Origin of the sequence: Brevibacillus sp. JB24b (genome assembly GCF_051713385.1) — a bacterium.
Taxonomy (GTDB): Bacteria; Bacillota; Bacilli; order Brevibacillales; family Brevibacillaceae; genus Brevibacillus_B; species Brevibacillus_B laterosporus.
The window spans coordinates 4498179-4521532 of record NZ_JBNVQV010000001.1 but is presented as its reverse complement, the minus strand read 5'-3'; the positions used below and the strand labels follow the sequence as shown (position 1 = coordinate 4521532).

At 41.0% G+C, this 23354-nt stretch carries 24 protein-coding genes; 18 read left to right on the top strand and 6 right to left on the bottom strand.

Features of this window, described 5'->3' with window-relative positions; genetic code table 11:
- Positions 1–36: 36 nt before the first annotated feature.
- From ACQV1I_RS21125 to ACQV1I_RS21100, 6 genes are all read left to right on the top strand, one after another.
- Positions 37–1518 (top strand): DEAD/DEAH box helicase, encoded by a 1482-nt coding sequence (locus ACQV1I_RS21125; protein ID WP_094700796.1) that lies wholly within the window; start codon positions 37–39, stop codon positions 1516–1518.
- A gap of 149 nt (positions 1519–1667) precedes the next feature.
- Positions 1668–2426, top strand: coding sequence for a hypothetical protein (locus tag ACQV1I_RS21120; RefSeq protein WP_026315325.1), 759 nt, complete (start codon positions 1668–1670; stop codon positions 2424–2426).
- Positions 2427–2613: 187 nt separating this feature from the next.
- Positions 2614–3051, top strand: coding sequence for a MarR family winged helix-turn-helix transcriptional regulator (locus tag ACQV1I_RS21115; RefSeq protein ID WP_018673711.1), 438 nt, complete (start codon positions 2614–2616; stop codon positions 3049–3051).
- On the top strand, positions 3048–3707 hold the full coding sequence (locus ACQV1I_RS21110; protein ID WP_116334675.1) for an HlyD family efflux transporter periplasmic adaptor subunit: 660 nt from the start codon (positions 3048–3050) through the stop codon (positions 3705–3707). The genes ACQV1I_RS21115 and ACQV1I_RS21110 overlap by 4 nt, the downstream gene beginning before the upstream one ends.
- A 10-nt stretch (positions 3708–3717) precedes the next feature.
- On the top strand, positions 3718–4941 hold the full coding sequence (locus ACQV1I_RS21105; RefSeq protein ID WP_116334676.1) for an efflux RND transporter periplasmic adaptor subunit: 1224 nt from the start codon (positions 3718–3720) through the stop codon (positions 4939–4941).
- Between the two features lie 12 nt (positions 4942–4953).
- Positions 4954–6588 carry a DHA2 family efflux MFS transporter permease subunit gene (locus ACQV1I_RS21100; RefSeq protein ID WP_094700793.1) on the top strand — a complete coding sequence of 545 codons (1635 nt, stop codon included), beginning with the start codon at positions 4954–4956 and terminating at the stop codon, positions 6586–6588.
- A 192-nt stretch (positions 6589–6780) separates the two neighbouring features.
- On the opposite strand, the gene ACQV1I_RS21095 is transcribed toward ACQV1I_RS21100, so the two are convergent.
- Together ACQV1I_RS21095 and ACQV1I_RS21090 are read right to left on the bottom strand one after the other, a co-directional pair.
- Complete coding sequence (locus tag ACQV1I_RS21095; RefSeq protein ID WP_116334677.1) at positions 6781–7560, bottom strand: AIR synthase related protein; 780 nt, start codon at positions 7558–7560, stop codon at positions 6781–6783.
- Between the two features lie 31 nt (positions 7561–7591).
- Positions 7592–8293, bottom strand: coding sequence for a class I SAM-dependent methyltransferase (locus ACQV1I_RS21090; RefSeq protein WP_116334678.1), 702 nt, complete (start codon positions 8291–8293; stop codon positions 7592–7594).
- A 185-nt stretch (positions 8294–8478) separates the two neighbouring features.
- On the opposite strand from ACQV1I_RS21090, the gene hppD reads away from it, so the two are divergent.
- From hppD to ACQV1I_RS21070, 4 genes are all read left to right on the top strand, one after another.
- Positions 8479–9570, top strand: coding sequence for a 4-hydroxyphenylpyruvate dioxygenase (gene hppD / locus ACQV1I_RS21085; protein ID WP_116334679.1), 1092 nt, complete (start codon positions 8479–8481; stop codon positions 9568–9570).
- Between the two features lie 229 nt (positions 9571–9799).
- Entirely contained in the window at positions 9800–11884 is a 2085-nt protein-coding gene (locus tag ACQV1I_RS21080) for a carbon starvation CstA family protein (RefSeq protein ID WP_104033237.1), read from the top strand.
- 315 nt (positions 11885–12199) lie between these two features.
- Positions 12200–12412, top strand: a complete 213-nt coding sequence (locus ACQV1I_RS21075) for a CstA-like transporter-associated (seleno)protein (RefSeq protein WP_018673702.1) — start codon at positions 12200–12202, stop codon at positions 12410–12412.
- A 501-nt stretch (positions 12413–12913) separates the two neighbouring features.
- Positions 12914–13759 (top strand): inositol monophosphatase family protein, encoded by an 846-nt coding sequence (locus tag ACQV1I_RS21070; RefSeq protein ID WP_035312295.1) that lies wholly within the window; start codon positions 12914–12916, stop codon positions 13757–13759.
- Between the two features lie 303 nt (positions 13760–14062).
- On the opposite strand, the gene ACQV1I_RS21065 is transcribed toward ACQV1I_RS21070, so the two are convergent.
- Positions 14063–15178, bottom strand: a complete 1116-nt coding sequence (locus tag ACQV1I_RS21065) for an FUSC family protein (protein ID WP_116334680.1) — start codon at positions 15176–15178, stop codon at positions 14063–14065.
- A 357-nt stretch (positions 15179–15535) separates the two neighbouring features.
- On the opposite strand from ACQV1I_RS21065, the gene ACQV1I_RS21060 reads away from it, so the two are divergent.
- From ACQV1I_RS21060 to ACQV1I_RS21040, 5 genes are all read left to right on the top strand, one after another.
- Complete coding sequence (locus tag ACQV1I_RS21060) at positions 15536–15955, top strand: hypothetical protein (protein WP_018673698.1); 420 nt, start codon at positions 15536–15538, stop codon at positions 15953–15955.
- Positions 15956–16021: 66 nt separating this feature from the next.
- Positions 16022–16678, top strand: a complete 657-nt coding sequence (locus ACQV1I_RS21055) for an AEC family transporter (protein ID WP_236645867.1) — start codon at positions 16022–16024, stop codon at positions 16676–16678.
- On the top strand, positions 16635–16970 hold the full coding sequence (locus ACQV1I_RS21050) for an AEC family transporter (RefSeq protein ID WP_236645868.1): 336 nt from the start codon (positions 16635–16637) through the stop codon (positions 16968–16970). Before ACQV1I_RS21055 ends, ACQV1I_RS21050 begins: the two co-directional genes overlap by 44 nt.
- A gap of 327 nt (positions 16971–17297) precedes the next feature.
- Positions 17298–17924, top strand: a complete 627-nt coding sequence (locus ACQV1I_RS21045) for a YitT family protein (RefSeq protein ID WP_018673696.1) — start codon at positions 17298–17300, stop codon at positions 17922–17924.
- 171 nt (positions 17925–18095) lie between these two features.
- Positions 18096–18965, top strand: coding sequence for an ABC transporter ATP-binding protein (locus tag ACQV1I_RS21040; protein WP_018673695.1), 870 nt, complete (start codon positions 18096–18098; stop codon positions 18963–18965).
- Positions 18966–19121: 156 nt separating this feature from the next.
- Here ACQV1I_RS21040 and ACQV1I_RS21035 read toward each other — a convergent pair whose 3' ends face one another.
- Positions 19122–19883: a DUF3050 domain-containing protein gene (locus ACQV1I_RS21035; protein ID WP_094700785.1), complete on the bottom strand. Its 762-nt coding sequence runs from the start codon at positions 19881–19883 to the stop codon at positions 19122–19124.
- A 306-nt stretch (positions 19884–20189) separates the two neighbouring features.
- Between ACQV1I_RS21035 and ACQV1I_RS21030 the strand changes: the two genes are divergently transcribed.
- Positions 20190–21011 carry a stalk domain-containing protein gene (locus tag ACQV1I_RS21030; protein ID WP_094700784.1) on the top strand — a complete coding sequence of 274 codons (822 nt, stop codon included), beginning with the start codon at positions 20190–20192 and terminating at the stop codon, positions 21009–21011.
- Positions 21012–21072: 61 nt separating this feature from the next.
- Here ACQV1I_RS21030 and ACQV1I_RS21025 read toward each other — a convergent pair whose 3' ends face one another.
- Both ACQV1I_RS21025 and ACQV1I_RS21020 read right to left on the bottom strand, forming a co-directional pair.
- Positions 21073–21204, bottom strand: coding sequence for a DUF418 domain-containing protein (locus ACQV1I_RS21025; protein ID WP_268878076.1), 132 nt, complete (start codon positions 21202–21204; stop codon positions 21073–21075).
- A gap of 95 nt (positions 21205–21299) precedes the next feature.
- Positions 21300–22496 (bottom strand): MFS transporter, encoded by a 1197-nt coding sequence (locus tag ACQV1I_RS21020; RefSeq protein ID WP_116334681.1) that lies wholly within the window; start codon positions 22494–22496, stop codon positions 21300–21302.
- Positions 22497–22650: 154 nt separating this feature from the next.
- Between ACQV1I_RS21020 and ACQV1I_RS21015 the strand changes: the two genes are divergently transcribed.
- Positions 22651–23046: a hypothetical protein gene (locus tag ACQV1I_RS21015; RefSeq protein WP_116334682.1), complete on the top strand. Its 396-nt coding sequence runs from the start codon at positions 22651–22653 to the stop codon at positions 23044–23046.
- Entirely contained in the window at positions 23047–23262 is a 216-nt protein-coding gene (locus tag ACQV1I_RS21010; protein WP_018673690.1) for a YqgQ family protein, read from the top strand. It abuts the gene before it with no gap.
- Positions 23263–23354: the final 92 nt, after the last annotated feature.

Sequence of the window (23354 nt, the reverse complement as noted above, 5' to 3'; positions counted from 1 at the left end):
AGACAGTACGGTTTTCGTTAAGAAGGAAGTGAAAAGATGGCTAAGTTCGAACAATTTGGTTTACGACCGGAGATTATGCAGGGGATTTCCGACCTGTTTTATAAAGAGCCCACAGCTATTCAAGAAGAAGCAATTCCATTGATTATGGAAGGTAAGGATGTCATCGGACAAGCTCAAACTGGTACTGGTAAAACAGCAGCGTTTGTATTGCCGATCCTCCAAAAGCTACAGGATGGGAAAAAGGATATTCAGACATTGATCCTTACCCCAACCCGTGAGCTATCTATTCAGATTGCAGCTGAAATTGAGAAGCTAGGCAAACACCTTAATGTGAGTGTTTTATCCTTGCATGGCGGTACAGATATTGAGCGTCAAATGAATAAGTTAAAAGGCACTGTTCATATCGTAGTGGGAACTCCAGGGCGTGTGCTTGATCATATGCGCCGTGAAACACTACACTTTGGTCGCATCCATACTTTGGTATTGGATGAGGCTGACAAGATGCTAGAGATGGGCTTTTTAGAAGATGTGGAAAAAATTATCGTCTCCACGCCAAGTAGCCGACAAGTTCTGCTATTCTCTGCGACAATGCCGGATTTGGTGAAAAAGCTGGGACAACGATTTATGAACCAACCGCCACATATCAAAATTGAATCAAAGCAAAAAACCGTTGCTAATATCACACAAGAGTACTATGTAATCAACCAAACAGATAAAATAGATGCACTTCTTGATCTTATCGAGGTCACTAAGCCATTCCTAGGTATTATTTTTGCTAACACACAACAGCGTGTAAAGATTTTAACGTCACGTTTACAAGAGGCTGGCTATGATGCCAAGGCACTATATGGTGATTTGTCTCAAAAGAAACGCGAAACCCTGATGAAGGATTTTCGGAAGATGAAATTCCAATTCCTTGTAGCTACCGATATTGCTGCCCGCGGACTTGATGTTGAAGGGGTTACTCATGTATTTAACTACGATATCCCGAGCGATGTAGAAAGCTATATTCACCGTGTTGGACGTACAGGTCGTGCCAATCAGCTTGGTAACTCTATTTCTTTTGTGACTCCACGCCAAAAAAGCGTTATGGCTCGCTTTGGTTCTGCGACAAAGGCGGATATTGAGGAAAAATTACTTACGCATACTCGTCACTTGGATGCAGGTCGCAAAGCTCGTGCAGCGGAGCGAGAAAAGCATTATACAGAGCTGAAAACAGAGAAGAAGAAACAGGAGCAAATTGAGATAGCAGAAAAAGAAGCTCCATTAAAAAAGGCTCTTGTGAAAAATAAACAAGTAAAGCCAGGTTATAAACGCAAGCTGAAGCGTGAAATGGAAGAGTGGAAAACACAATACGAACGGAATCAAAAGCGTGAAGAAGGAAAGAAATCTGCTAAAGCAAACAAAGGTAAAGCAAAGGGTCGCTCAGGAGGACAGTCGTCGGCTGGTCGTCCGGGGCAAGCGCCAAGCAGACCAGGACAAGCACCAAACAGACCTGGTAAACGATTTAGCAAATAAGTTTCTTTTGCAGATCAGATAAAGTAGGAGAACGTAATAGAGAAGCTCTTTTCCTATTTATTTAATGGGAATAGGGCTTCTTTCTGTTACAGAAAAGGATTTTGACGAATTGTGGCGAAATCTATCGGGTGTAGAGTGAGGTGAAAAGCATGAAAAACTCCCGATCAGAAAGACATCGAATGCGCCGCCGAGCTGATCGAGATGTAAGCCGATTTTGGATTATGGGCTTCATCTTTAGCTTAATAGTGTTATCCGTCGAATTTTTTGTTACCATACCTGCTGAAGCAAAGTGGCTGTTAGAAATGGAAATGGTATTGTTTAGCGCCAGCTTTACATTACTTGCTTTTTATCTGCTGGGTTTAACCTTTGTTTTTTCAAAACAAGGTGAAGCTGGTGGTGTTAACCATCAAGTAATTATTTATGTGTGGTTGGGAGCTATTTTGTACCATTTGTTTGTACTAGTAACCAATATGACCAATCAGCATGTATATAAAGCAGGGATTATTCTTTTTTTAGGCCCTCTATTTTTAACGATTTACCATTTTATTACGTACCTGTCTGCTTTGCTTCAAGCACGACGTGATGAAGAACAAACATCGGTAGCCGCTTTGGAAAGATCCGCCTATCAACTTATCAGTGAAGCAACTAAACTGTATGAAGAGATACGAAAGCTCAAAACTGAATTTCCAGAAGTAGAACAGATGCTTAATGCCAATCAATTTGCACACAAGCTCGAAAAATATACGCTTGAGATGCAACACTATTTACAAGTTGATTCGTTCCAACGAAGAGATTTGGAGTTTCTGGAAGGGCATTATCTATTCATCGAAAATATTTTAATCATTGTGAAGCAGCACCCTGGTATTGCAGAATCACGTAAATATCTAGCACGAGAAAGAGTGCTATAACCCGAAGAATGGACCATGTTCATGAGGTCCGTTTTTCGGGTTTTTTTATTGAAACTCGGTAAAATGCATTTTTATTAAAAAAATTTGTTGCATAAAAGTTTTCCCTATCCTATATTATTTCGTGTACGAAATTTTCGAGTGCGAAATAATATTAGTGATCGCGAATATATGTAAGAGGTGATATGAGGTGCCTAAAGGGCTGATCATACGTGATGGGGTAAGACAACTTAATAAAATCATCGGGATGATGATTACACAGGAGCTTAGCGAGGTAGGAATTACAATGCCTCAGATTAGTGTGATGCGCAAGATTAAGGATGGACCTATGACGATTGGCCAATTAAGCAAGGACCTCTATCTCTCTTGCAGTACGGTTTCCGGGATAGTCGATCGCTTAGAGAGGGAGGGGTACATCGAACGTGTGCGAGATACTGCTGATCGGCGTGTAGTCTGGATACACATCACAGATAAATTTGAGGAGATGGCTAATTCCATCCCGGTGATGCAAAAGGAATATTTTACAGAACTAATAAAGGACTTATCGGAAGAAGAGATAGACAAAATCACCGATGCCCTGCAACTGCTCATTAGACAATTTGAGAAGAGGATTGAGGAGAGAACATGAAAAAGAAATTTATTCTATATACCATACTGCTGCTTATGGTTGTAGCAGGTGGAGGAATCGGTTATTACTACTGGTACCAAGGTACTCATTACGTTACTACAGAAGATGCTCGTGTTGCAGGTGACACGTATCGTGTGATGCCACGGATATCTGGCAAAATAACCTCGTTAGACTTGTCAGATGGTCAAAGCGTACTAGCTGATCAAATTGTGGGTCAACAGGATACAACAAATATCGCTGGCAACATGTTAGATAATGCTACTCTGCGTGCTCCCATTACTGGTACGGTGTTAAAAGTAACGGCTAAGAGTGGAGAAGTGGTAGCCCCTGGTCAGTCCGTTGCAACTATTGTTGATATGAATAAGCTCTATGTGTCAGCCAACATTGAAGAGACTGATTTAGGCCGTATCCACCTGGGGCAAAGCGTTGAATTTACCTTAGATTCATTTAAAGGTCAGACATTTACAGGACAGGTCTCAGAATTGGGAACAGCAACAGCCTCTACGTTTTCCTTATTACCTGCAACTAGCACAAGCGGTAACTTTACGAAAGTGACACAGCGAATACCAATTAAAATTTCTATTGGCGATAAACAAAACAGCCGCATTTTGCCAGGTATGAGTGCTGTGATTAAAATTCATTTGAAAGGGAATTAGGGTGAAGAGTATGAATAAAACACAAAAAGGGATAGCAGGTACTTTTGCCATTATGGCGTTGTTGCTCGGTGGCTGTAGCAACAATAGTGACAATGAAGCAGCAAATGCTCCAATTGTACAAACGATGAAAGTTGTAGGTACTACGAACTCGTCTGGGTTGATGGCATCGGGCAAGATTAATCCCGATCAACAAGTTCAGGTGGTTTCCAAATTATCTGGTCGAGTAGCAAATGTCAACGTAAAAGAGGGCGACCGTGTCAAAAAAGGAACGGTGTTAGCGACTCTCGAAAACGCTGAGCTAGTACAACAAGTACGTCAAGCAGAAGCTGGCATTGTAGCGTCTCAAGCCAAATTAAATGATACCAAAGCGGGTACACGCCAACAGGATTTAGATCGACTAAACAGTGCCTTACAACAGGCAAAAATGGGCTGGGATGTCGCCCAAAAATCATATGATCGCATGAAAGCTTTATTTGATACAGGGGCTTTGCCTCAAGCTGATTTGGATAAAGCAGCACTTGCATTAGAACAGGCTAAATCAGGGTATGAACAAACAAAAGCACAGCTTGATTTAGCGAAAGCAGGCGCAACCTCCAATTCTATAACAGCTTTGCAAGCGGATGTAACACGTCAAAAAGCTGGTTTGGATTTAGCTAAAACAACATTATCTAATTCAACGATCACATCACCAATCGACGGAATGATTGCGATTCGTAATATCGAGCCAGGAGAGATGGCAGCGCCTAGTATCCCACTAATGACCATCGTCAACATGGATACAGTGGTAATAAAAGCAAGCGTTCCTCAAGAACAAGTAAACCATTTGAAAAAGGGACAGACGGTACAGGTTGTAGTAAATAAGGATAAGAAAATGGAAGGAACCATTGATTTTATCAGCCCTGTTTCTGATACAAACAGTACGACGTTCCCTGTTAAAATCCGAGTGAAAAATGATGGTTCGCTATTAGCTGGAATGATTGCTGAGGTCTATTTTGGTACAGATACTACACAAGTAGCCACAGGGGTGGAGATTCCAAAAAGCTCTGTTATTGAGCAAGCTGGTAAAAAATTTGTTTATAAAGTAGATGGAAATATTGTTCACATGACTCCTGTTGAAGTAACAGAAAAAAATTCTGATTGGTTATATGCGAAATCAGGTGTTACCGCTAACGATCAGATTGTTACACAACCAGCTAACGATCTGCAAGACGGTAGTCAGGTTCAGGTAAACTAGGAGGCGATCAAATTGTCTGCTTCTAACAACAAGGAGAATGCTTCCTATAAATGGTTGGCATTGGCTGCTATTGTAATGGGTACATTCGTGGCTGTCTTGAATAACAGTTTAATTAACATTGCCCTACCTAAGTTAGTAGCTGTATTTGGTTCTACTACTGACACCATTCAATGGGTTCTAACAGGGTATATGCTTGCTTCTGCGGTTGTTATCCCGATGAGTGGTGCACTTGGAGATAAATTTGGCTATAAGCGAGTATTTGTAACCTCACTTGCTTTATTTACGATTAGCTCTACGTTTTGTGGATTTTCATGGAACGATAGTAGCATGATTTTCTTCAGAGTGGTGCAAGGATTAAGCGGTGGTTTCATCATGCCGATCGGGATGTCTATCATCTACACGATTATGCCACGAGAACAAATCGGGACAGCACTTGGTTTGTGGGGGATTTCTGCGATGGTAGCACCTGCTGTCGGCCCTACGCTAAGTGGGTACGTCATAGAGTATTTCAACTGGCGCTTTCTCTTCTTCATGGGTGTACCAGTAGGGGTTTTAGCGGTAATCATGAGTAGTATTATTTTAAGAGAAACACCGCTGAAAAAGGATTTAAAATTTGATTTTCCCGGTGCCATCTTGTCTATCATTGGTTTTGCTTCGTTATTGCTCGCCTTATCAAAAGGGCAATCAGAGGGTTGGACGTCATTGTATATCGTTAGTCTATTATTTGTGGCCGTGTCCAGCTTAACATTACTGGTCTATGTAGAGTTAACTACTGAGCAACCGTTGATCGAGTTCCGTATTTTAAAGAATGGAACATTTTCGCTTAGTTTGTTGATTGTTAGTTTTCTTACGATGGGAATGTTCGGTGGTATTTTTATGATGCCGTTGTATATGCAGAACATCCAAGGCTTATCCGCCATGCAGACAGGTCTTCTCTTGATGCCACAGTCAATTGCCATGGCATTAATGATGCCGATAGGTGGTAAATTATTTGATAAATTTGGTGTTGTCCCACTTGGATTGATTGGATTGACGCTTGCGGGTATAACTACCTTCGAGCTTCAGCAATTAGCTCAGGACACCCCTCATCGTTGGATTGATGTGTTATTAACCATTAGGGGATTGGGAATGGGACTATGTATGACACCTCTTTCTACGGTTGGGATGAACGCCATCGAGAAGTCGATGGTTGGTCGTGCTTCTTCCTTATCTAATCTGATTCGTCAAGTGATGGGCTCCTTTGCCATCGCTATTTTGACAGCACTAATGAGTAATCGGCAAACCTTCCATGCTGTGCGAATCAGTGAAAATGTGCAAGCGACCAACGATACAGCTAATCAAATGATGAGTATGCTATCAGGAGTATATGCACAAAGTGGAGTGGATTCTGCTACCTCAATGGGAGGCGCCTCTGCTATACTGGCAGGTTTGATTCAAAAAGAAGCCTTCACGAGAGGGATTGCAGACACCTTTATGGTATCAGCGTTACCAATCCTTCTATCCATTCCATTGGTGCTGTTTTTCCTAAAAAAGCGAAAAGCACCAGATGATGTAGTGGTAGCAAAAAGAGCTCCTATTGATAAGCCAGAAGGAGAGTCACCACAAAACGTTTCATCTACAGCAGGTACCTCACCAGTGGATGGATAAATGTACATGCTCTCTACCTCAGTTAGCCTTGGCTGGCTGGGGTCTTTTTTTGTACAAACGCAAGGAGAGAACAGCCCCTTCTAGAGTAGAAAGTAGCTGTTCTCTCCTTGTGTTTGTTACAGTCCATTGCTCTGTACTTGCTGGACACTTGTTTTCTTACATATACAATGCCTTCACGCTGTCCCTTTTACTTTATTCAAGAATAGCTAAAACATGTACAGGACAACGTAATTGGTTTCGAAATTCTTCAAGTAGGTCAGCTGAAGCTGAAAAAATCACACATGTAGAAGGTCCACCGGATTCCTCTAAATCAAGAGCGGGAGGAGTGGTGAGACGATATGAAAGCGAGGCACTTTTTGCTAGCTGCTCCATTTCATAAGCAATGCCTTTTGAACCAACGGGCAATAGATCATGAACACCGGGATGAGCACGTAGGTGGATCAGGTCAGCTAGGGAAAGCATCTCGGGATCGTCTAATCTAACCTCATGCTTAGGGCCGCTTTTTGGAAGGCCTGCACACATGATAGCTTCTCTCGGTTGGGCTGTTCCTGGGGAAAACTGTGATTGCTGTACTAGCCCGAGCACGGTTATTCCAACTCCTGTCTGCATGGTTGGAATGTTCTCCTCCGTACTTCCTGTAAACTGGATATCCTCTGTGACGCCTGCTTCTTTCGCATATTCCTTAATACCACGGAGAATTTCTTCACCGTAGCCCTCGAACTCTACTGATAGCGTATCGCATATCATAAACGGAGAGGCTCCACAAGCAATCAATTCAAATAGTGGCACACGAACAGCAAACCGTCCCAACATATCAGGTGCGATTTGGACAATATCTTGTGGTTTGGTGCCGATGCCGCCATCTGAATCGCATGCGATAACAATGCTTTGTGCTTCATTGATCCGAAATAGCGTCAGATCACGTACCTTTTGCAAATGGTGTAATGGATTTGTGAGATAGGGTACTCGCATAGCTGGCTCCTTTACAAAATGGATTATCTGTTTATTGATGTGAGTGCTTACGCAAAGCAAGTAAGGTTACAAAACTGACTGCTTCACGTAATTCCATGCTCAGGGAATCGGCAAGGTCAGGAGGAAAATCATCTTTATACACATGTGATTCCTTTTGTAAGCAAAATCCATTCTCTTGCGCTAACTGTTTTGCTTCCCAGGGCATGATTGTATTCTGGATAGCGGCCTTTCCATACAAACGTGGATAGCTATGTGCCCGCGGGCCTGCTGTGGGTCCCAATACCCCCAGTAGTAACAATCCGTTTGGTTGCAGGATGCGTTGAAATTCCTGAAGGACAAGTAAGGGAGAGGAAGTGAACTCCATCGCGTTAATAGACAGGATGCCTGCAAAGGTTTGGTCTGAATATGGCGTAGCAGAAATATCTCCCTCCATAAATTGTAGCGAGGTAGAATCAGAAAGTCGTCTGGTTTGCTGTGTGGCATAGGCTATCATTTCTGAGGAAATATCCAAACCTGTTACGTTATACCCTACAGAGGCTAGCTTGAAGCTAGCATACCCATCACCACAGCCAGCATCCAGTATTGGACCTGTGTGGTGGGCAGGAAGAAGCTCTGTAAATAAAGGCAGGATCGTTTTGCGACTGCCCTGATCCCACATTCCCTTACTACGCTCATGCCAATCACCAGCCATTTGATTCCACTGTTGTGAGACAAACGTATTCCACTCTTTCATCGCACTTCGCCCCCTTCAAATATCCCTGTTACTATCATAACTGATGGAGTAGGTAGACAGAAGACTATTATTGATACTACATGAAAGCGTTTAAGCGTTACTTCATATTCTTGCATGAAAAAAACAGAACATGTAATCTCAAATAAATAGGTTTAAAAATTCAGAATAATCGGAGGTTGAGCGGTGTGAGCGTAAAAGACTTTTTCCCCATTCAGGATTGGGACTATGTTGAGTTGTATGTAGGAAATGCGAAGCAGGCAATGTACTACTACGCAAAGGCATTTGGATTTGAGCCATATGCTTATCGTGGTTTGGAAACAGGGAGTCGAACTCAAGTCTCTTATGCGTTAAAGCAAAATCACATTCGTTTGGTGTTGACAGGAGCATTAGAACCAGATCATCCGATTACTGATTTCATTAAGCTTCATGGAGAGGGAGTTAAAGACATTGCCCTTCGCGTAGAAAATTGTGAAAAGGCTTACCAGGAGGCTATTTCTCGCGGAGCTACATCTGTAATGGAACCTACTGAATGTAGCGATGAACATGGAACGATAAAAAAAGCAACGATTGCTACTTATGGAGAAACCGTTCATTCCTTTATTGAACGTAAAGATTACAAAGGAGTATTTTATCCAGGCTTCCAACCTTATCAAGCTCCGTTTGCCTGTCAGGGTGCAGGTCTAATTGGAATCGATCATATGGTAGGAAACGTAGAAGTTATGGACGAATGGGTTGGGTTTTATGAGAAAGTCATGGGCTTTACGTCTTCCCAAAACTTCAGCGATGATGACATTTCTACTGAATACTCTGCGCTCATGTCCAAAGTTATGCAAAACGGTACTGGGCGAATTAAATTTCCGATTAACGAGCCTGCGGAAGGAAAACGCAAATCACAAATTCAAGAGTATCTGGAATTCAACAAAGGGCCAGGGGTTCAACATATTGCTGTATTAACCAATGATATTTTGACAACTGTTTCGCAATTAACGGCAAATGGTGTTGACTTTTTAAGTGTACCTGACACGTATTATGAGGATTTAGTGGAACGTGTAGGGGTAATTGAAGAGGATATAGAAAAATTAAAAGAACTAAGAATTTTAGTAGATCGTGATGATGAAGGCTACTTATTGCAATTGTTTAGTAAGCCAGTAGTAGATCGTCCGACACTATTCTTTGAGATTATCCAGCGTAAAGGTAGTCGTGGTTTTGGAAATGGTAACTTTAAAGCATTATTTGAAGCACTAGAGCGAGAGCAGGAGTTGCGTGGAAACCTATAATGATCCGATAAATGAATAAGTAAGGAAGCCAACTTCTCATTACATATGAAAAGTGGCTTCCTTTTTTATAATCAGCTATTTTTTGAAAAAAATGTATATTATGCTAAAAAAAGCTTTCCAGCCGATCTACAAGTAAGGTATCATAAATAAAGATTCTAGTTATTTTGTTAAAAATCAGATAATTTAGATTATTAGTATGCGTCTTATATTCTGAAAGGAGGAGCACTTTATGAAGCGAAAGATACTATCCATTATTATGTGGACAGTTATTTCTGCATTAGGAGGCATTGGATTTGGTGCGTTGGCTTTATCAAAAGGGGAACAAGTAAGTTCCTTCTGGTTATTAACGGCAGCTTTATGTACATATGCAGTAGGTTATCGATTTTACAGCCGTTTTATTGCCCGTAAAATTATGGGGTTGGATGACAGACGAGCTACTCCTGCTGAATTACATAATGATGGCAAAGACTTTGTGCCAACGAATAAATGGGTTTTATACGGACATCACTTCGCGGCGATTGCGGGTGCAGGACCATTAGTAGGACCTACATTGGCAGCTCAAATGGGGTATTTACCCGGTACAATTTGGATTATTGTTGGGGTTGTATTGGGAGGAGCGGTACAGGACTTTATTATTTTATTTGGTTCGATGAGACGAAATGGAAAATCATTAGGTCAGATTGCTAAAGAAGAAATTGGACCTATTGGGGGCGTCCTGGCAATGATTGGGATACTAGCTATTATGGTTATTCTCATTGCCGTATTAGCACTTGTTGTTGTTAATGCTCTCACTCATTCACCGTGGGCAACCTTTACGATTGCCATGACGTTACCAATTGCTATCCTGATGGGATTGTATATGAGGTATTTCCGACCTGGAAGAGTGCTAGAGGCCTCTGTTATCGGAATTGTACTTTTGTTTGCATCCCTGTATTTTGGACAAGCAGTAGCAGAGTCACCAACCTGGGCACCATTGTTTGATTATGAAGGAACGCAACTTGCTATCATGATTATCATATATGGTTTTATCGCATCTGTTTTACCGGTTTGGTTTTTATTAGCTCCACGCGACTATCTCAGTTCCTTTTTAAAAATCGGTACAATAGCTTTTCTTGCCATTGGTATCATCTTCACATTACCTAATCTACAAATGCCAGCTTTAACAAAATTTATTGATGGCACTGGCCCAGTATTTACTGGAAACCTTTTCCCATTCCTTTTTATTACGATAGCTTGCGGTGCCATCTCCGGCTTTCATGCCTTAGTCGCTTCTGGTACAACACCAAAAATGATTATCAAGGAAAGTGATGCACCATTAATTGGCTATGGGGCAATGCTGACTGAATCTATGGTTGCTATTATGGCGTTGATTGCAGCCTGTGTATTAACACCAGGACTGTATTTTGCAGTGAATGCACCTACCTCAGCAATAGGAGCTGATGCAGTAACAGCGGCAGCTACTATTACCAACACGTATGGATTCCCTGTTACACCTGAGCTATTAACGGAAACAGCTAAAGATGTAGGCGAGACGAGTATTTTATCTCGAACAGGGGGAGCTCCTTCCTTCGCTTTGGGAATGGCACATATCTTTTCAGGGTTTATCGGTGGAAAAACCTTTATGGCCTTTTGGTATCATTTTGCTATCTTGTTTGAGGCAGTTTTTATCTTAACTACCATTGATGCTGGAACGCGTGTTGGACGCTTCATGGTACAGGACATGCTGGGTAATGTGTTTCCGAAATTAAAACGTATGGATTACCTCCCCGGTAACCTAATCGGGTCTGCTGCTGTGACAGCTGGATGGGGCTACTTTCTGTATCAAGGGGTTATCGATCCATTGGGTGGCATTAAAACACTCTGGCCATTGTTCGGTATTGCTAATCAAATGTTAGCGGCAATTGCTTTTGTAGTTGGTACCACACTCATTATTAAAATGGGCAAGGCTCGCTATGCTTGGGTTACGCTATTTCCAATGGCATGGCTTTCATCAGCTACCTTATATGCGGCTTGGCAAAAAATTTTTTCTAATGATATTACGATTGGATTCTGGGCGCATGCGAATAAATTTAAGGAGATTTTAGCGTCAGGTTCTTTGCCAAAAGGGGTAACATCGGTTGAAGCGGCAGAGAAAATGATTTTTAATGATAGGGTTGATACCATTGTCTGTGCGATCTTTTTGATTATTACAATCGCCATTATAATTGATGGGGTACGTCTGTGGCTCTCTATTGCGAATGGAAAGAAATACGAGCTAAAAGAGGAACCCTTTGTGTTAACCAAGCGTGATCATAAAGGAGATCTACTCGCTTAGCTAGAAAATAAAAAAGCCGAAAACCGCTCACGGGCTGGTTTTTGGCTTGTACTTGTCTTCAAAGGCTTGTTGCCAGTCCGCTTTCAGAACTGTTCAAAAAATGTTGTGAAGGAGAACTGTAGGGGTGCGTTTTAACGCAGTTTGGGATAAAGTTCTACACTTTAGGAACACGAAGCGGACTGACAACAAAACTAAGAGATTGTTCAATCTATATCATAAAACAGTCTCAATAAAGAAATCTATATTTTTAACCAAGAAACTTTAATTCATATAGAGAATTGTTTTTAATCTGTTGAAAAGGTGAGGGGTGTGGCAATGCGAAAGAAAATAAGACACTGGAAACGCCGATTCAAAAAAGTTCGTTCCATCATTAAAACGATTTTTGGTATGCCAGATTATGATCGTTATCTGGAGCATTGGTATAAGACACACGGTGCTCCCGGAATCTTTCCTATGACAGAGAAGGAATTTTATCTTTTTGCTTTAAAAAACAAATATGAGAGCGGCGAAATGAATCGTTGTTGTTAATGGAACAAAGGCTATGTAGCAAAGGGGGTGCTACATAGCCCTATTTAATTTTATTCCAGAAAGAATTCAGGAAGAGATGAGCCTGGATCTCATCTTTGTTTAATACTTCTACATAGGAAAATCTATTGTTAGTAAGTAGATGGTTATCGCCAAACCAATTGGAGGTTACGCAATTACGGATTCGACAGCGAATACCCTGCTGGTGTAAAAACGTATATAATTCAAACGCTTCCCATTCTGGCCCCTCGTAGACCATGTGATATCGATAAGAACCTATCATGTCCGTTATTTTCAGGCTACTAAATAATACGACAAGCAAAATAAAAAAGGTCAAATGTACATCACTTCCGTTCTTATTATGTCGAGGATTTGAGATGATATGACTAGTGTAGCATTTGTGATAGATAAACTATTCGTAGTCGCTGTTTTGGAATGTAAGGTGTAGGAGATAATGAAATATGATACACTAAAGAAAATTGGATGGGTTGGGTGGCGATATCTTTGCAACCGAATGAACTGGAACAGTGGAAAGAATTGGCGATCGCATGCGCCAAAACAGCCGGTAAGTTAAGTTTAGAGAAAATGAATCAGCCCTATGAAGTGAATTATAAAACCTCTGCCTCTGATTTAGTCACAGCTGTAGATGAAGAAGTAGAGCAGATGGTTATTGATATGATCCTCAAGCAATATCCTGAGCATGGTATTTTGGGAGAAGAAAATCGTTTTCAGGGCAAGGCCCCTTCTGAATATGATACCTTGTGGATAATTGATCCTATTGATGGAACAACTAATTTTGTTCATCAGCAAATTAATTTTTCTGTTTCAATTGCGGTGTATCATAAAGGAGAGGCAGCTGTAGGCGTCGTATATGATCCATCCCGTGATGAGTTGTTTTATGCAACCAAAGGTGGAGGGGCCTATTTAAACGATCGACAGTTACGTCTACACCGACAAGTAAAATTAGAGGAAGCCTTACTTTGTACCAGTGTATTTTGGAATAAACGAGCTGAACAGATAGGCATCGATGTTATTTTCAAAGAGTTGGCTGGTAAAGTTCGTGGGATGCGCTTGCTAGGAAGTGCGGCTTTAGAGCTATCTTACGTGGCAGCAGGAAGACTGGATGGTTACGTCAGCTTGCAATTGAACGCATGGGATTTTGGGGCAGGCAAGCTCATCATTCAGGAAGCGGGCGGTACTGCTACAACTATGGAAGGCAAAGAACTTCCATACGATGCCAAAAGCAGTGTAATGGGTTGCAACCCGACCTTTTATGAAGAATTACAACAATTTATTCGTAGTAATATGAACCTTATTCGTTCCGCACAAGATGTGGAGGATCATACATAGGTATTTTTCCTTAGCAATCTGCCTTTTTTTCGCTTTTCTACGCTCTTATCCAAGCATCACATGACCAAAATTCATAGGGTACTAGCAGGAGTTTGTGAGTCCATGCATTCTCCGCTACTAGACCGTGAGAAGGAGGAAGGATCATGGGATGCGGTAGAAGAGGTGGTATATTTGGCTTTGGTGGCAGCTTTTTATGGATTATCATTTTTATTGTAATATTGGTGTGTTTCTGTGACGATTAATCACACGTAGTTTGCAGAAATAATGAAGCCTTACCCGTTTTGGGGTAAGGCTCTTTTTCTACTATGCTTTGTATGCGTACATTTGTTGACGGCGCTTGTCATCGCAGTCTTTGGAAGCGGTGGATGACTCCCATACATGAGCAGAATACTCCATCTCAACGATCATACGATTTATTTCTGCGTACAGACAGCCAACCTCTCGTAAAGAGGAGATACCAGCTGTCTCTATCGATGTGACGAACTGTTGAGATTGTTGTTGTTTTATCCTGTATAACAGACTCATTAACTCCTGATGAGCCTCTGTGGACGGATTTGCAACAAAGGCACCATATGTCGAAATGGCGGCACTAGCATCAAGCAAAGGTTGGTCAAGAGTATGACGGAGAGTGGGGAGATATTTTAATTCCTGAGCAGTATATAAGATACTACATATAGAGATCAGCATCTTTTGAACGGAATCAATTTGTTGTTCCAGATGATAGAGTGTGTTAAGGTCTTTCCGACAAAATACATTATATTTTAGGCTTTTTTTTGCATGTACTAATGAAGCTTCGAGTTCATTATTCCATTTTAAAAGAGAGGCAGGTTCTACTATGGGAGTATCTGTTTTACCAGAGTGACTATTTAATGCAGTTGCCATTATTGCTAATGTATGAGCTAATTGCTTACATGACTCGGCGTGTTTCCTTTGAACTGTAGGAACATAGTTCTCCGGCCGAATAACCATTTGAATAAAAACGGCCACGAGCGCTCCAATAATGGTTTCTAAAATCCGGCCAGTTGAATAACCTTGCATTTGCTGAAAGGTCATTACCATCACAGAACTAACGCCGATTTGTGAAATAATCTGTGGATTCAGGCGTAGAGCGGTAGCTGTGCCCATACCTACCAATAGAACAAGAACGAGACCTAGTATCCCATTTTCAAAGTGAGGAAGAATAATAATACTAGAGATAACTCCTCCAATGATGCCAATTACGCGATAAATCCCCTTCTCCAGAGTATCTGCAATGGTAAGTTGCATGGTTAATACCGCAGCAAGCGGAGCAAAGTAGGCAAAATGATTGCCAAACAATAATGAGGCGATCAACAATGACAAGCCGGATGCTAATACGGTTTTACACACATGAAACGTGAGACCAAAGCGAGCGCACCAATTCAAACTGCGCTGCACCATGGAACTCACCTCCTCGTTTTTTCTAAGCTGTTTTAGGTGTTCATTACAACCATCATGGTAAACCAAAAATGTTGATAGGAAGGCTTATAATTTTGACAGATTTCCGATAAAGTTCTTTTTTTCACAATTATAAAGGTTTGTTTATAAATGAAAGCGAATACATTTACAAACAAGTGACACATTCACATTTTTGTACAGGAGAGCTTGTTCTGATATGCTAAAATGAAGGATATCTTTTGACAGCTAAATAGATGTAAAAATAGGCAAAGTAGAGTTATTATCTTTTACTGATGTTGGATTATTTTGAACAATATTATTTTTATAAGCTTGAACATAATTGAAAAAGGGGCGAGGCGATTGAACGATTGGCGCATGTACACGGATGAACGCAAAGAGGAAAGAAAACATGTGTCTTGGCATGAGGTACTCAGAGAAATTGCGAGTTTGGATGGGAAAATGAGAACGTTGGTACATGCTGCCTATGGTGACCATGTTGATTTGGTTGTGTCAGGCGGTGATGAAGGATACGTCTTAGTTCAATGGAAAGAGTACGCACGTGACATCAGACATTATGTACTAACGACGAAGCAGGTTGATGTGGAAGTAACGGGCCGAATCATAACAGTAGAAGGAGAAGGGCTCCCAGTACCGGCTGATTGGGCTATTTCACTTGAACAAGCCATACCCTTGCTTGGGGATTTATTGCAAACCTGCGAACAAAAAGAAAACGCAGATTTGCAATGGTTATTACTTGAGACAGAATCTGGGCAAATGTGATGGGGGAATCAGGCATAATCTTTGATTTTCGCCATACTATTGTAGTGTAACAGGAGGGAAATTCGATTGGCCCTTGCACCGTTATTCTCATCTGTGGGTATGATGGCTGTCATTATTGGAATAGGGGCAATGATCGGTCGGATGAAGCCAGTCACTGCTGATGCTCGTCAATTATTGATTACCATTATTATCAACGTAGCTGTTCCATGTATTATACTCAACGGAATTTTTCACACTCAGTTGAACCAGCAACTCTTGAATCATATTTTCCTCATCTTTTTTATTGCTGTTGGTCTAAGCTGTTTTGGAATGCTTCTTGCTTTTTTATTTGCAGTCCTATGTAGCGTGCCTATGAATAAGCGGAAAGAATTTTCCTTTATCGCTGGACTTGGCAATACCGGATTTATCGGTCTTCCTTTGTGTGTTGGGTTGTTTGGGCCGACAGGAGGACTGCTAGCGGCAATCTATGATGCTGGTCTTGATCTGGTACTCTGGACTGTCGGAGTTATGGTTCTAAAGGGAAAAAATGGATTTACATGGAAAGATCTGAGTAGCATCGTGAATATTCCAATGGTGGCTATTGTAGTTGGAATGGTTTTTGCATTGATGGAATGGCAACCGCCAGAGATGGTTAAAAATTCTTACCGCTATGTTGTCTTCTATAGCTGCACCCTTAGCAATGCTGTACATCGGTTTATTAATTCCAGATCTGGTAGTACGTAAGCAACAAACGACGCGAGCACTCCCGATTTTAAGTCTATCTATGATTGTTAAGCTTTTCTTGTATCCAGTCATTGTTGCTGGCCTACTTTGGAGCTTTCACTTAGCGACAGAGATTACCCAAGTAACTTTGGTGATGGCAGCAATGCCTACCATGACGCTAGCCTCCATGTTATTTGCCAAATATGCGGCTGATGAAGATTTAGGAGCGATGGCGACGGTTAGTTCAACGATTATCAGCTTGGTTACCATTCCTTTAGTCGTTATGTTAGGTCAATTTATCTTGTCTGTATAACTTTTTTAAAGTACGTAATCATGAATAAAAAATATAAAAAAAGAGCCTAAATTACCACCTGCTTGATTCATGAAGTGATTTTTATGTTATAATGGAATTGTAACTTTACAATGAAAGGATCGGATAGTGATGTTACCGCGAAGGACAATCTGGAAACGGTTTGATCTCTCAGACACGTAGCGTAGTAGTTAGAGCGTTCCACTCTTGACCTGTGAACACTAACTACGAAAGAGAGATGCTTTATGATACAAACAAGCGATCCTGACAGGACCTGCTTCGTAGTTAGTGGAGAAAGTGACTAACTAACTACGAAAAGGGGAAGCCTCGATGAGGACAAAACCATACCAACAAACCTTCATGATTTTACTGGGAACTTTTTTATTGGCCTTTAGCTATTACCACATCAACTTTCAGAATAATTTAAGTGAAGGTGGATTTGTGGGGTTATCATTACTTGGAAAATACGCTTTTGATTGGTCGCCGTCTATTACCATGCTAGCATTAGACATTCCAATCATTTTAGTTGCAATGATGATCAAAGGACGTAAGTTTTTGATTAATACCATTGTAGCAGCGACATCTTTTTCCTTTTTCTATGAGCTATGTGAGCGTTTCTCGCCGCTAGTATTTGACTTTAGCAATGCCATGTTGCTCGCAGTCTTATTATCTGGAATCAGCACGGGCTTCGGTCTGGGATTGGTTCTTAGATTCGGGGGAGCAACAGGTGGAGATGATATTTTATCTCTATTCATAAGTAAGTGGACGGGTATGTCAGTAGGTACCGTTTTATTAATATTTGACGTACTTGTGTTGCTGCTTTCGTTATTTTTCTTACCAGTACCTCAAGTCCTGTATACACTTTTAGCAGTCTCAATCGCTGGTAAAGTGGTTACATGGACCTACGAATACGGTACAAAAGAAAAACAAACCAAGCTGGCGCACAGTGCAGCGTAAAGAAAAACCAGTTAATAAGGTGAATGTTAGTCTGCTAGTCAGATAACAATGACCCTGTTAATTGGTTTTTTTATAGAAAATGTTTGACAATGATAATGAGAACCAATATCATTTTAAGGGAAGGTATTATATTTCAGGATATTATAGCGTGACATCGAAAGGAAGATGATCATGGTTCGCTTACATACACAGCAGTTAAACATAGGTTATAACGATAATCTAATTGTAGAAGACTTAAACATATCGTTACCAGATGGAAAAATCATTGCTCTGGTCGGTGCAAATGGATCAGGTAAGTCTACCATTCTAAAAACGATGGCACGTCTTTTGAAACCGAAAAAAGGCGGAGTATTCTTGGATGGTAAATCCATTCACCAACAGGATACCCGTAAAGTAGCCAAGGATTTAGCTATTCTGCCGCAAAATCCAGTAGCTCCTGATGGACTTACTGTAGAAGAATTGGTTTCTTATGGACGCTTCCCTCATCAGAAGGGCATGGGAAGTATGACGCCTGAAGATAAAAAAATTGTGCAATGGGCATTGGGAGTTACTGGTATTGATGAATTTGCTACAAGAGGAGTCGATCAGTTGTCAGGTGGTCAACGTCAACGTGCATGGATTGCTATGGCGTTAGCGCAACAGACGGATATCCTGTTCTTGGACGAACCGACCACGTTCCTTGATATGGCTCACCAATTAGAAGTATTACAGCTACTAGCTAAATTAAATACAGAAGAGAAGCGTACGATTGTTATGGTTGTTCACGATCTGAACCATGCTACTCGTTATGCCGATCATGTTATTGCTATTAAAAAAGGAAAAGTAATGGCCCAGGGAACTCCCGCTGAGGTCATGACGCATCAAATGCTGTGGGATGTATTTGGTATTGAAGCTGACATTATTCCAGACCCTCGTAGTGGTGTGCCGCTGTGCATTCCCTATGGGTTGGCTACTGGAAGTGCTTCTGGTAAGCCAAAGAAAGATAGTGGTATTTTAGAGCATTCAAATGAAGAGAGCTCTACCTTGGCTGTAGCTCGTTAAGATAAAAGTTCATCAAGAGAATATAAAAAGCAAAGAGCTTGTTACCTCGAAAAAGTGAAGAGGTGGCAAGCTCTTTTTTAGTGAAGGGATTATCCTTTAGGTCATTTTCTCATGACACCGTTGGGGAGTACGAGAACCTTTTTAGGATTTTTTTCATTATTTTTGAATATCTGCTAGGACACCATCCCATAAGGAAATGCGGCTGTTGAGAGCTTGTATAGCTGTTGCTTCTGCTTCTTTCCATTTTTGGTCATCTTCTTTACAAAGAGAAGCTAGAAGTTTTTCAGCTAAAGGTCCATGTTCATCTCCATCTAGTTCAATGTGACGGTTTAGATAATACAGGAGGCAAGCAGGAGCTTCTCCTTTGGCAGTCAGTTCTTGTACAAGTACCTGAAACATGTCTGGTATAATATCTTCACGACCAAAGAAAAAAGCAGCACAAACCTCGTGAGTTCCTCCCTCTTTAGCCAAGTGAAGGGTTTGTTTTACAAAATGCTGTACACTGTGAGGAGCGTTGCATAATGCTAGAGCTTCGTCAGGAGTGGTACCACTTTCAAGCAACGTAAGGAAACGCTCAATTTTAGATGTATCAGCTCCGACTTCCTTCATAGCTTGCAGGTACAGCTCAAAATGGCTGGTAAATCCGCCATTGCCATCTTCATCAGTCTCTTCCCCGAGCACAATTTCGTTTATGAAACGAGCATATTCAGCATGAGGAGCAGGAAGCCAAGGGACACTTGTGCAAGTTACGTCCAGTTGTAAACGTTTTAATAAACTCATAAAATCCCATACAGCGAACACATGGTGTTCCATAAAGGTACGAACGCGTTCAGGTGTTTGCATAGCAATAGAGATTGGATGAGAAATTAACTGTTGGCGTACCACGTCAACCTGTGGCATAGACATAAGTGTAGTCATATGAAAACTCCTTTGTTATCGAGCTTATTTGGTCAAATCTTTTTTGGTACTATAATTATCTCATAAATAAAAATTGGAAAAATAGCCGTGTGATAATTGTCACTCATTTGCCTTATTTGCGTAATGATTAGGTAAAAATTGTGGGTAAATACTAAATATCAGCTTGTAGAGAAGAAAAAAGATATTGATAAGTAGGAAAGAAAATGAAACATTATGGGAAATCTGTAAGTCAAACAAGTAACAAAGAAAAATGAACAAAGTAAAAATGACGTAAACGATGAAAAAAAGCGAAGGGATTGAGTACAAATGTTACGAAAAACGACAGTAGTAGCCGTGATGGGGCTTGCACTTGTAGGATCAGCTATACCAGGTATGGCTCAAGTAACAGTGAAGCCGGTAGCCACTTCTCTTATGATAAATCAGCAGAAGGTAATCAAGCACTCACCATTGATTAGTGTTAACCAACGAACAATGATTAGCCTACAGGAATTAAGTAAATTAACAGGCGGTCAGTTAACAGGAAAAGCAGGGGCTTATGAATTGAAAGTGAAAGAAAAGTCATTGGTCTTTCAGACGGGAAAATCTTCTGTTTTAGTAAATGGAAAAGAACAAAAAGTAGAAGAAGGAGCCGTGGTATATCAAGGCAAGGTGTATGTGCCTCTACGCTGGACAATGGAATCCTTATCTGCACAAGTAAAGTGGGATGGAAAAACGGATGAAATCCAGGTTACAAATCTACCCGTGGTTCAGGGAGAGCAACCTGCTTCTGCATTTCAGACACTGACGGAGGAGCAATTAAGTGTAGAGGAAAAAGCCTTTGTAGAAAGCGTTAAAGGAGAACGTGGGGTTCATCAACAGGGTGATTTGTACGTGATTGCATATGGTGAAGCTCCTAATCCTGGATATGGTTTAGTTATCGATCATACTGAACAAAGCTGGGAAATGTTAAAAGTATATGTAAAACAGACCAAACCAGATGCTAATAAAATGTATCCGATGGTCATTAGCTATCCGTATGTAGTGGGTAAGATCAGTACGCCACCTTATACAACGGTCACGTTCTGTGATGTAGATACAGGTAAATTGCTATTTGAAGGAGAAAAGAGCACCCCTCAGAAAGGAAAGTAAGATATGTCTGAGGGTAACGTTTGAGAGAAACTTTATAATAGTCAAAAACGCATCCGAATTCTCAGGATGCGTTTTTACTGTTACGTTTTATCAGTGATGTAAATTGTCCATATGTCAAGACACGCCAGCCCCATTCCAGTGGACCCATAGTAAAGATCGACAGCCATAGGTAGCTTACAAAATATCGATCCAGCTTACCTTAAGCTTACAGGTTTGTAAGCATAAAAAAGGAACCAACTGGTTTATTCCAGCTCGTTCCTTTTTTTATGTATACACGATATGAATCGGTTACTGAGAGGCGGGAGAGTACGCGTCGGCTTCAGATTCGGGCTCTGGTTCTGGCAGGTGATGCACTCTTCCTAAATAAACCGCCAAAAGACCAAAGCACAATATGCCACTGATTATGAAGGGCATGCTATGTGAGAAAGTAAAGAGCCATCCAGCTAAAATGGGACCTGCAATTCTCCCCATAGTATCCATGGCGCTCATGTTACCAGATGTAGCTCCTTGACCGTCGGGTGTACGTTGCGAAATCATAGCGGTATTGGTGGTTCGCATCATCCCTTGTCCTAGACCAAATAAGCAAAGGGTAAGCGCAAATTCTAGGAAAGTAGAAGCTAGCAGCACACAGAAGAATCCTAAAACGTAAAAGAATATCCCTGTAGCAAGCAATTTTGATTCACCAAATCGCTTTACTAATTTGCCAATGCCGCCTTGCAAACTAGCAGAAATCAAACCCATGATAAGGAACATATAGCCCATGTCTTTGGAGGTCAGACCAAATTCATATGATATGTATAAGGCAAAGACCGTCTCCATAGCTGCAAACGCAAGCGATGTAACCAGCATGATCTGATACAATAATCCTAGGTTACTAAAAATAGCTCCCAATGAGCTGGTAGGTTTTTTCTTGAGGTATGTACCTCTCTTTTCTTTTGGTAAGCTCTCAGGAAGTAAAATCCATGTAAAGATCAGAGTAATAAAAGCTAGTACACCTGAAACGAAGAATGGTAGTGACAAGCTAATATCTCCTAGGATACCGCCAAGTGCTGGACCGAATACGAAGCTTAATCCTACACCTGCTCCTACAATTCCCATCCCTTTAGCTCGTTCCTTAGGAGGGAAAATATCAGCGACCATTGCAGTAATGGTTGGGATACCCGCAGCAGAAGTAATCCCAGCAAGTACACGATAAAACAGCATTTCGTAGTAGTTGGTTGAAAATCCAAACAGGATAAAGCTAGCGGAAAACCCAAATAAGGCTAAAAGGATAAACGGCTTTCGTCCATGTCGATCCGATAAGCGTCCCCAGATGGGAGCAAATATAAATTGCATGATATTGTAGCTGGCAGACAATATCCCCAATTGCGTCGTGGTCGCACCAATTTTAGTAACGAAAAAAGGTAAAATGGGGATAATAATTCCAAAGCCAAGCATCATTAAAAAGATAATGCTAAAGAGAAGGAAGAGATGTTTCTTTTCCACAGGAAAAACCTCTTTTCTATACAATCAAAAAGTTCAAGCTACTCTCCACCATACGAAATGGAGGGAAAGAAGTCAAGGCGAGAACTGGGGGCTGATGCAGTTGACATGTTATAATGAAGGTACCTGTAAGTAAGCAAAAGGAGAATGAATATAAATGGCCAGTAAGATGTTATATTATCTCGCAGCAGAAGAGGACCATTGGTTAGATGAGCTGTTAGATTATTTCCCTGTTATGAATGCAACGGTACCTACTAAGAAGACGCTTCAAATGATAGAAGAGCAAATGAAGGCAGGCGAAATTACTCAGTCTGTTCTTGTTATCAATGTTACCGGATTAGAAGAGCGTCTACCTGCTTTACTGGAAGAATATCGAAATCTTGACTATGTGCAAAAGCAACCTCTTTACTTAGTAGGCATAAAAGAGGGAGAAGAGGAACAGTGGAGAAATAATTACCCACAGGCGAAAATCATTGCTATCACCGGTTTCTTGGTCGAATTTGACTTTGAAGCGGTATGCCGAGAAATGGAAGCTGATTTGGGAGGGAAATAAATGAGCGATAGGAATACTTTTAATCTTCCTGAGTTTTTACGTCGTTTTCAGATCATGATTTATACCGGAGATCCGCTGGGAGATTGGTTGATGATTGAAGATGAGGTACGTGATCTATTGACATCTAAAGTCATTGATAAAGAGGAGTTTTCTCTTGCGATGAAAGAGATAGATAAGCGTAAAAGAATATATGCAGATGAAAACCAGTCAAAATAAGAAGGAGCGGCCTGATTACCTTCTCATAAAATAGCTAGTTATGCAACACACTAACCTAGCATGTAATTATAGGTATTGTTACGTTCATAGAA

Bases quoted from the DNA above. Each gene is read 5' to 3' on its own strand.
- ACQV1I_RS21105 (WP_116334676.1), top strand. From the start codon at position 3,718: ATGAATAAAACACAAAAAGGGATAGCAGGTACTTTTGCCATTATGGCG.
- ACQV1I_RS21090 (WP_116334678.1), bottom strand. From the start codon at position 8,293: ATGAAAGAGTGGAATACGTTTGTCTCACAACAGTGGAATCAAATGGCT.
- ACQV1I_RS21120 (WP_026315325.1), top strand. From the start codon at position 1,668: ATGAAAAACTCCCGATCAGAAAGACATCGAATGCGCCGCCGAGCTGAT.
- ACQV1I_RS21065 (WP_116334680.1), bottom strand. From the start codon at position 15,178: ATGGTGCAGCGCAGTTTGAATTGGTGCGCTCGCTTTGGTCTCACGTTT.
- ACQV1I_RS21040 (WP_018673695.1), top strand. From the start codon at position 18,096: ATGGTTCGCTTACATACACAGCAGTTAAACATAGGTTATAACGATAAT.
- ACQV1I_RS21080 (WP_104033237.1), top strand. From the start codon at position 9,800: ATGAAGCGAAAGATACTATCCATTATTATGTGGACAGTTATTTCTGCA.
- ACQV1I_RS21045 (WP_018673696.1), top strand. From the start codon at position 17,298: ATGAGGACAAAACCATACCAACAAACCTTCATGATTTTACTGGGAACT.
- ACQV1I_RS21010 (WP_018673690.1), top strand. From the start codon at position 23,047: ATGAGCGATAGGAATACTTTTAATCTTCCTGAGTTTTTACGTCGTTTT.
- ACQV1I_RS21075 (WP_018673702.1), top strand. From the start codon at position 12,200: ATGCGAAAGAAAATAAGACACTGGAAACGCCGATTCAAAAAAGTTCGT.
- ACQV1I_RS21095 (WP_116334677.1), bottom strand. From the start codon at position 7,560: ATGCGAGTACCCTATCTCACAAATCCATTACACCATTTGCAAAAGGTA.
- ACQV1I_RS21030 (WP_094700784.1), top strand. From the start codon at position 20,190: ATGTTACGAAAAACGACAGTAGTAGCCGTGATGGGGCTTGCACTTGTA.
- ACQV1I_RS21125 (WP_094700796.1), top strand. From the start codon at position 37: ATGGCTAAGTTCGAACAATTTGGTTTACGACCGGAGATTATGCAGGGG.
- ACQV1I_RS21015 (WP_116334682.1), top strand. From the start codon at position 22,651: ATGGCCAGTAAGATGTTATATTATCTCGCAGCAGAAGAGGACCATTGG.
- ACQV1I_RS21050 (WP_236645868.1), top strand. From the start codon at position 16,635: ATGCTGTACATCGGTTTATTAATTCCAGATCTGGTAGTACGTAAGCAA.
- ACQV1I_RS21110 (WP_116334675.1), top strand. From the start codon at position 3,048: ATGAAAAAGAAATTTATTCTATATACCATACTGCTGCTTATGGTTGTA.
- ACQV1I_RS21035 (WP_094700785.1), bottom strand. From the start codon at position 19,883: ATGACTACACTTATGTCTATGCCACAGGTTGACGTGGTACGCCAACAG.